Raw genomic sequence first — 7,475 nt, forward strand, 5'->3', positions numbered from 1 at the left:
CCCTTGCTCACCCCGTGTCTCGAACCTAGGGGCGGGCGCGGGAGCGCACCCGTTCACGGCACCCGTACGGGTCAGGACTTGACGGCGACCCCCGCGTACACCGGGACGGGACCCTCCGCCTGCGCCGCCAGGTCCTCCTCCTCCGGGCGCCACTCGGAGACCGCCACCACGCCCGGATCGACCAGCTCCAGACCGTCGAAGAACCGGGTGAACTCGGCCCGCGAACGGGGATAGAACGGCGTACCGCTCCGGCGGAACAGCTCGGCGGCCTTCGCCACCCCCTCCGGACTGATGTCGGAGGTCACCTGGGACAGCACCAGGAAGCTGCCCGGCACGAGCGCGTCGACATACCCCTTCAGCAGCCCGTACACGTCGTCCTCGCCGGCATCGCCCAGATAGTGGGTGAGCGCGACCAGCGACAGCGCGACGGGCTGTGAGAGGTCCAGGGACTCACCGGCCAGCCGCAGGATCGTCTCGGGGTCCCGGACGTCGGCGTGCACGTACTCGGTGGAGCCCTCGGCGGTGCCGTGCAGCAGCGCCTGCGCGTGACGCAGCACGATCGGGTCGTTGTCGGCGTAGACGATCCTCGACTCCGGCGCGCTGCCCTGGGCCACCTGGTGCAGGTTCGGCTCCGTGGGGATGCCCGTCCCGATGTCCAGGAACTGCCGTATCCCCGCGTCGGCGGCGGCCCGCGTCGCCCGGTGCATGAACCGGCGGTTGGCACGCGCCCCGCGCACCGCGGTGCCGTCCGCCGCGAGGATCCTGCGCGCCAGCTCCTCGTCCACCGGGTAGTTGTCCTTGCCGCCCAGCCACCAGTCGTAGACGCGAGCGGGGTGGGGCCGGCTGGTGTCCACGCGGGTGGGCGCGGCTTCACGTTCGGTCATGCGGCTGCTCCTCAAGGTGCTCGATGGGTGCGACGGCGTCTCAGAAGCTCTCGCGGAACTCCTGGAGGATCTTCCTGGTGCGCTGTACGGACGCCGCGTGGGCGGACATGAGGTCGAGGACCTCCAGGTGCTGCGACACCTCCGGGCGCGAGTCGAGGTACAGGGCGCCGGTGACGTACTCGCTGTACACCATGTCCGGCAGCTCGGGCTCCGCGAAGCGGAACAACGCGAACGACGTGTACGTCCCCGGGTGCGGGCCGCTCGCGTACTCGGCGACCTGGAGCGTGACGTGATCGCCCTCCATGGCCCCGAGGAGCCGGTCGATCTGGTCGCGCATGACCCCGCCGTCGATGCTCACGGGCCGGCGCAGCGCCGTCTCGTCCATGATCACCCACAGGTGCGGCGGGTTCTCGCGGGTGAGCAGCTTCTGCCGGTTCATGCGCAGCGCGACGTGCCGCTCTATGGCCTCGGGGCCGGTCTGTCCGACCGTCCCGGCCTCCAGCACGGCGCGCGCGTAGTCCTCGGTCTGCAGCAGACCGGGAACGAAATGCGGCTCGTACGAGCGGATCATCCGGGCGGCGCCCTCGAGACTGACGTGCATGCTGAACCAGTCGGGCAGCACGTCGTGGAAACGCTGCCACCAGCCCGGCTGGTTCGCCTCCTCGGCCAGGGCGACGAACGCGGACACCTCGCCGTCGGCCACCCCGTACGTCTCCAGCAGCATCTGCACGTAAGGGATCTTGAGGGCGACCTCGGCCATCTCCATACGCCGCACCGTCGCCGGGGCGACCCGCAGCACCCGGGCCGCCTCCTCGCGCTTCAGCCCGGCGGCCTCCCGAAGCTCCTGCAACCGCCGCCCCAGCACCACCTGCCCCACGGTGGGCGCAGCCCGCCGCTCACTCACGCCACGCCTCCCCACGCGCCGAAGTCTGCGTGCAGTGTGTCATGTTCGCGGGGAACCCTCAGGGGGTCCGGGCCAACGGACCGGTGGGCAGCGGGCTTTGTGAGCTCCGGGGTGCGAGCGCCGGTGCGTGCGCGCTCAGAGATCGACCGGCGACGCGTCGTCGCCGAGCCCGGGGCGCACCCGCGTCAGCAGGCACTCTTCCAGTACGGACGCGTAGACGGCGGCTCGGGTGGCGGCGGGGTGGCTCGGCGGCCAGATCCCGCGGCGGAAGACACAGCGGCGACCGCGGAAGTGCACCACGGTCGTGGCGGCGACGACCACCTCGCCCGCACCGCCGGAAACGACCTCGCAGGTGAGCGACTCCAGTTCGGCGCCCCGCCGCTCGCACAGGTCCTGGACGGCCCGGCGGGCGGACCACAGGAACACGTCCGTGTACTCCTGCGGCCCGCCCGGGTCGACGCGGGGGTCAGTCACCGCAGTTGTGCATCGCGCTGTCCGCGGAGGCGAGGACGACCTCACCGCCGCCGGCCGGAAGGACGAGGTGGACGCCGTTGACCTTGACGCCGGAGTCGGCGGCGGTCGAGGGCACTTGTTCGTTCACGATGAGCCGGCCACCTCCGACGAGCGGGATCTCCGTATTCGGATCACCCGACACGTTAACCGGAACTCCCGCGATCTTCAGGGTGAGCGCGGTGCTGCCCGTGGCCTTGCCGCACCGGCTGCTGGCGGTCGCGGTGAGCCCGGACACCTCGATGAGGGGCACACCGGGCAGTCCGATGCGGGCCTGCGCCACGGTCGAGACCGCCGTGACCTTGCCGGGGGCGAGCGTCGTGGTGACCTCGGGGCACAGCTTCTGCGCGGACAGCAGGGGCGAGGTGTACGCGGCCGAGCACGGGGTGTCGGTCGCGGTCGCGTCCGCCGTGCGGACGGTTCCGGTGTCGGGCTGCGGATCGATCTCCAGCAGCGGTACGCCGAGGAGGTCGACGTGCGCCGACATGCCGTAGGAGCGGCCTGTCGCGTACTGGAGCTTCAGCCGTGCGGAGGTGTCGGAGGCGAGATAGCCGGCGTCACCGGCGAAGGACGCGTGCAGCGGGACGGTGGCGGCGTCGGTCAGCGGCTGGTCCACCGACTCGACGGTGCAGGCGGCGGTCCCGGTGTCGCTCGTCGTCCCCGTACATGTCTGCTCGTCGTCCCCGGTGCCGAGGGCGAAGCGTACGGTGCGCCCGGCCACCGCGTCTCCGCGGAAGTCGGTGAGTTCGGCGGCCAGTCGGGCCGGGGTCCCGTCGGCCAGGTGTGTCACGCCGGTGTAGTCGAGTTCGGTCGGCGAGGTCAGGCCCAGTTCGGCGGACGTGCCGGACGGGTTGTAGTCGTCGTCGCCGCCGAAGGTGACGGCGACAGGTACGGCGTTCGACGCGCCCTGCGGCTGGTCGACCGAGTCGATGGTGCAGGTCGCCGTGCCCGATGACGTGGTGGTGCCGGTGCACGTCTGCTGCGTGGCCCCCGTGCCGAGGGCGAACCGCACGGCACGGCCGTCGACCGGCGTCCCGAAGTCGTTGGTGAGCTTCGCCGAGAGGCGGGCCGGTGATCCGTTCACCGCGCTGTCGGCACCGGTGTAGGTGAGGGCTGTGTCCACCTTGTGGGGCTGCTCCGGACCGGGGCAGGCGGCAGCCTGGAAGCAGGGCAGGAAGTAGTAGGCCGTGATGATCCCGAACGGCCTTCCGTCGCCCGAGCGAGGGTCGTTGTGGGTGACGTACACGACGACGAGGCTGGCGTCCGTGTTGGTGCAGATCACCCGGTTGTCCGGAGCGGGGACGCAGAACCCCTCGGTGCCGACGGTCTCCTGGATGTCGTCGTGGTCGGGCACCACACCGTGTTCCAGGATGTGCCGCCTGCCGAAGCCGTCCACGGGAGGGTTGCACTGGGGCGTCTTGCAGTCGCTCTGCCCTTCCCGCAACGGGATGTCGTTGCCCGCCGTGCCCCGGAAGCTGTCGACGACGGTCCAGTCGATCATGTTCGGATTCGGATCGCCGGGGTCGGCGCTCGCGGTGGCGGGTGCGACGAGGGCGGCCAACAGGCCCATGAGCAAGGTGAGTAGAGCTGAAGACAGATGTCGGCGACCCCGGCTGTACGCCGGGGCGCGCGTGGGCGTGCGCGGACGACCGTGAAGAACCGGCACGGAATCCCCTCCTTGTGACCGGCCCGCCCGGTGACGGCCCGGCGTCCCCGCGACGACCTGACCGCCTCGGGGAGACTCACCCTGCCCGTCAGTAAGGGACATGACAAAGGGTTGCTGCGGTACGGCGCGTCTGTCGGTGCGGGGGCCGGGGGGCTGCGGGGCTGTGGCCGTGAGAGGGGTCGTCGGGGGGCGTTGGAAGCTTGCCCGGTGATCAGTGGAGGGTCGATTACCTCCGACGTAATCGACCGGCACCCGGGCCGCCCGGCATGGTGGGCGTACTGGTTCCCGGGCCGGCGCACTCCGGTCCGGGGGCCAGGCATCTCAACTGCAGGAACCCCTGCAGAAGTCCCGCTGCAATCCGACCTCGACGGAGGGTGATCCGCCATGTCCGCAACCCAGTTCGCAGCCCTGGCCCGTACGACCGAGCCGCGCATCGCGCTGCGCCGGTTCCTGGTGCTGGACGCCCTGGTCACCGGCGCCAACGCGGTCGCCTACCTGGCCGCCTCCGGGCCGCTCGGGAGGCTGCTCGGGGTCGGGTCCGACCTGCTGCTCGAACTCGGCCTCGTCCTCGCGGTGTACGCGGCGGCCGTAGGCCTGCTCGCTTCGCGGCCCGAGCCCTCCACGTGGGCCGTGCGTGCCGTGATCGAGACCAACCTGGCCTGGACGCTGCTGAGTTTCGCAGCCGTCGCCCTGTGGCTGTCACCGAGCACCGCGGGCGCCGTGTGGGGCGTGCTGCAGGCGTTCACGGTGGCGGGTTTCGCGGCGCTCCAGTACGCGGCACTGCGGGCCCGCGAGGCCTGAGCCGGGTGAACCTCAGGACAGTATCGATCGAAGGTACTTGACCGTCGCGGGGTCGGCCGGGAGGAACGTCTCGATGGCCAGCTCGGCGACGGTCACGTCCATCGGCGTGTTGAAGGTGGAGATGGACGAGATGAACGACAGGGTCCGGCCCTCGTGCTCGATCTGCATCGGCAGCGCGAAGTACGGGACCGGGCCCATGGGTTCGTCGTCCTCCTCCGGCTCCGGCACCGGATACGCCGCCACCTCCTCGTACAGCGCACGCAGCGGTTCCGAGCGGCGCAGGGCGATCTGACGGTCCATCTGGGCGAGCAGATGATCGCGCCACGCGCGCAGATTGCGGATGCGCGGTGCCAGCCCCTCCGGGTGGAGGGTGAGCCGCATCGCGTTCAGCGGGGGTTCGAGGAGGTGCTCCGGGACGCCGTCCAGGAGCATGGCGATACCCCGGTTCGCGGCGAGGACGTTGTACGTGGCGTCCACCACCAGCGCGGGATACGGCTCGTAGCCCTGGATCAGCCGTTCCATGCCCTCGCGCAGGGCGTCCATCGAGGGGTCGTCGAGCGGCGTCTCCGGATAGTGCGGCGCGTAACCCGCCGCGAGGAGCAGCGCGTTGCGGTCCCGCACCGGGATGTCCAGGTGCTCCGCGAGACGCAGCACCATCTCCTCGCTGGGGCGGGAGCGGCCCGTCTCGACGAAGCTGATGTGACGGGCCGAGGATCCCGCGCGCAGCGCGAGCTCCAGCTGGCTCACCCGCCGTTGCTCCCGCCAGCCGCGCAGCAGCGGGCCGACGCCTTCCTCGGGACGGCGCTCCTTGCCGACGCCGTGCACGGTGCCTCTGCCGGCGGGGGCGCTGGGAAGCATGGCGGTTCCGGACGCGACAATCCTCATACGAGGACGGTAGTCGAGGAACGGCGACGGCGGCCGGGCAGCGGCCACCACGGCCGAGGATCGGCTCGTGAGCGGGACGGAGATCGGCGAGTGAGCGGTACGGAGGACGGCGAGTGAGCGGTACGGAGGACGGCGAGTGAGCGGTACGGAGGACGGCGAGTGAGCGGTACGGAGGACGGCGAGTGAGCGGTACGGAGATCGGCGAGTGAGCGGGACAGGGATCGGGCGTCCGGACTGGCAGACCGAGGCGGTCTACCGCGCACGCGTGCGCGGCTGCCTGCTCGGCGGCGCGATCGGCGACGCCCTCGGCTATCCGATCGAGTTCGTCTCCCTCGAAGGGATCCGCTCCGCGCACGGTCCCCGGGGCGTGACCGGTCTCGTGCCCGACGCCGACGGAGTCGTGGGACGGGTCAGCGACGACACACAGATGACGCTGTTCACCGTCGAGGGGCTCGGGCAGGCCCACGCACGCGAGCGCCGCAAGGGCATCGGAGGCGGCGCCCCGCGGTTGGTGCGCTGGGCCTACGAGCGGTGGCTGGAGACCCAACGCAGGCCCGGCCCCGCGGACAGCGCGTTCTCCGGCTCAGGAGGGCACGGCCCCGGCGGATACGGCGGCCCCACCGGTGGTCTCGCCGCGCAGCCCTGGCTCTACGCCCGCCGCGCCCCCGGCAACGCCTGCCTCTCCGGGCTCGAACAGGACCACGTCCCCGATCCCGCTCTGCGGCTCGGGCCGCCGGGGGCGGTGAACCCCCAGTCCAAAGGGTGCGGTGCCGTCATGCGCTCGGCGCCCTTCGGGCTCGGCCCCGTGACGGAGGACGTCGGCTTCGGGCTCGCGGCCCGCTGCGCCCAGATGACCCACGGCCACCCCACCGGGTACTACGCCGCCGGGGCGCTGGCCGCGATGGTCGTGCACCTGGTCGCGGGGGAGTCCGTCGAGAGCTCCGTCCTGCGGGCGCTCAGGCTGCTCGCCCGGCACCCCGGCCACGAGGAGACGTCGGCGGCCCTGCGGCGCGCCCTGGAGCTGGCCGACGCGGGTGAGCCCGGTGCGGAGCAGGTGGAGCGGCTCGGCGCGGGCTGGGTCGCCGAGGAGGCCCTCGCCATCGCGGTGTACTGCGCGCTGGCCCGCCCCCGTGTGGCCGAAGCACTGCTGCTGTCCGTCAACCACTCGGGTGACAGCGACTCCACCGGCGCCATCTGCGGCAACCTGCTCGGCGCACGCCACGGCGACCACGGGCTTCCGCAGGAGTGGCTGGAGCAGGTCGAGGGACGGGCGTGGATCGCCGCGACCGCCGACGACTTCGCGGCGGAGTGCGTCCGGCGCTGAGCCCTGCCGGGCGCCACCGCGGTATTCGTTCTCCGGCAGGCGTCCCGTGCCGGGCACCGCCGCGGTATTCGTCCCCCGGCAGGCGTCCCGTGCCGGGGAAGGCCCCGGCCATGGGAGGCCCCGGCTGGGGGAAGCTCTTGCCGAGGAGACCCCGGTCGGCGGAGACCTCAGTCGGCGCGGGCCCCGGTCGGCGGAGACCTCAGTCGGGGCGGCTCCCCGCCGTTCCGGCGTTCGAGGCAGCGGGACCGCCCCCTGCGACCCCGCGGAGCGCGGGAACGAGGCAGGCCCTTCCGGAGCGCGGCGAACGGGGCCGGCCGTTCCGGAGCGCGGGGACCGAGGTCGGCCCCTGCGGAGCCCGGGGAACAAGGCCGGTCCCTCCCGACCCCGGGGAACGGGGCCGGCCGTTCCGGAGCCCGGGGACCGAGGGCGGCCCCTGCGGAGCCCGGGGAACGAATCCGGCCCCTACCGACCCTGGGGAACGAATCCGGCCCCTACCGACCC

Annotated in this window: 7 protein-coding genes; 2 read left to right on the plus strand and 5 right to left on the minus strand. The window is 72.3% G+C overall.

What is annotated here, in order from left to right; translation table 11 throughout:
- Positions 1 to 71: 71 nt before the first annotated feature.
- The 4 genes from BKI49_RS31210 to BKI49_RS31225 all read right to left on the minus strand — a co-directional run bounded on the left by BKI49_RS31210 (position 72) and on the right by BKI49_RS31225 (position 3,868).
- The gene (locus BKI49_RS31210) at positions 72 to 884 is read right to left on the minus strand and encodes an SAM-dependent methyltransferase (RefSeq protein WP_095937626.1); all 813 of its coding nucleotides are present in this window, start codon (positions 882 to 884) and stop codon (positions 72 to 74) included.
- Positions 885 to 924: 40 nt separating this feature from the next.
- On the minus strand, positions 925 to 1,788 hold the full coding sequence (locus BKI49_RS31215; protein ID WP_095937627.1) for a helix-turn-helix domain-containing protein: 864 nt from the start codon (positions 1,786 to 1,788) through the stop codon (positions 925 to 927).
- 135 nt (positions 1,789 to 1,923) lie between these two features.
- Positions 1,924 to 2,262 (minus strand): hypothetical protein, encoded by a 339-nt coding sequence (locus tag BKI49_RS31220; protein WP_257005028.1) that lies wholly within the window; start codon positions 2,260 to 2,262, stop codon positions 1,924 to 1,926.
- Complete coding sequence (locus tag BKI49_RS31225; RefSeq protein ID WP_095937628.1) at positions 2,255 to 3,868, minus strand: choice-of-anchor P family protein; 1,614 nt, start codon at positions 3,866 to 3,868, stop codon at positions 2,255 to 2,257. Before BKI49_RS31225 ends, BKI49_RS31220 begins: the two co-directional genes overlap by 8 nt.
- Positions 3,869 to 4,348: 480 nt before the next feature.
- On the opposite strand from BKI49_RS31225, the gene BKI49_RS31230 reads away from it, so the two are divergent.
- Positions 4,349 to 4,765: a hypothetical protein gene (locus BKI49_RS31230; RefSeq protein WP_095937629.1), complete on the plus strand. Its 417-nt coding sequence runs from the start codon at positions 4,349 to 4,351 to the stop codon at positions 4,763 to 4,765.
- 12 nt (positions 4,766 to 4,777) lie between these two features.
- On the opposite strand, the gene BKI49_RS31235 is transcribed toward BKI49_RS31230, so the two are convergent.
- The gene (locus BKI49_RS31235; protein WP_095937630.1) at positions 4,778 to 5,650 is read right to left on the minus strand and encodes a helix-turn-helix domain-containing protein; all 873 of its coding nucleotides are present in this window, start codon (positions 5,648 to 5,650) and stop codon (positions 4,778 to 4,780) included.
- Between the two features lie 205 nt (positions 5,651 to 5,855).
- Between BKI49_RS31235 and BKI49_RS31240 the strand changes: the two genes are divergently transcribed.
- Positions 5,856 to 6,974: an ADP-ribosylglycohydrolase family protein gene (locus tag BKI49_RS31240; protein WP_095937631.1), complete on the plus strand. Its 1,119-nt coding sequence runs from the start codon at positions 5,856 to 5,858 to the stop codon at positions 6,972 to 6,974.
- Positions 6,975 to 7,475: the final 501 nt, after the last annotated feature.

The sequence above is a fragment of the Streptomyces sp. Tue6028 genome, assembly GCF_002300165.1.
Taxonomy (GTDB): Bacteria; Actinomycetota; Actinomycetes; order Streptomycetales; family Streptomycetaceae; genus Streptomyces; species Streptomyces siamensis.

What these genes read in the sequence shown, in the direction of transcription:
- BKI49_RS31210 (WP_095937626.1), bottom strand. Translation starts at nt 884, where the DNA reads ATGACCGAACGTGAAGCCGCGCCCACCCGCGTGGACACCAGCCGGCCC.
- BKI49_RS31225 (WP_095937628.1), bottom strand. Translation starts at nt 3,868, where the DNA reads ATGGGCCTGTTGGCCGCCCTCGTCGCACCCGCCACCGCGAGCGCCGAC.
- BKI49_RS31230 (WP_095937629.1), top strand. Translation starts at nt 4,349, where the DNA reads ATGTCCGCAACCCAGTTCGCAGCCCTGGCCCGTACGACCGAGCCGCGC.
- BKI49_RS31235 (WP_095937630.1), bottom strand. Translation starts at nt 5,650, where the DNA reads ATGAGGATTGTCGCGTCCGGAACCGCCATGCTTCCCAGCGCCCCCGCC.